1 protein-coding gene is annotated in these 540 nt (G+C 35.7%); it reads right to left on the minus strand.

Annotated elements, in window-relative coordinates; translation table 11 throughout:
* Positions 1-372: RepB family plasmid replication initiator protein (locus ACZBKJ_RS09950; protein WP_463200943.1), on the minus strand; the 372-nt coding region annotated here is incomplete at its 3' end.
* Between the last annotated feature and the right edge of the window lie 168 nt (positions 373-540).

Below are 540 nucleotides of genomic sequence, written 5' to 3' on the forward strand. Positions count from 1 at the left end.
TAAAGGAATAATAGCATTAGCAAACATAAATTTAACAGCTCCTTCCGATTGTCCATAATCGGCGGACTGCGTAAAGCGTTCATATCGCACACGTTGTTCACCCTTATTTGTTAGATATTTATAACCCCATTCAGCACGATACAACCCCATGACAGCCTGTTTTAACGCTTTGTAAGCGCCTTGACGAGTACCGCCAAAGTTTGTGATGTAATCGTCTGCATGTATGGTCAGCATTTTATCTTTAAGCTGTTCTACGGTATCACCCACACCCCGAGCTTTTAAAATCGCTAATAATACCAATCTTTGTTCAACTTCACCCAATCTATGACTAGCTTCAATTAATGCATTATCTTTTACAATCAAATTACCCATAGTGTTAGTCTCTGTTATTTATTTATAGATATTTTATAATAATATCTATAAATAGTAAATAAATAATCATACTACTTATGACAACCAAACGCCTACTTATAACCAACCAAACGCCTACTTATAACCAACCAAACGCCTACTTATAACCAACCAAACGCCTACTTATAA

It is taken from the genome of Moraxella sp. I5G (assembly GCF_055193055.1).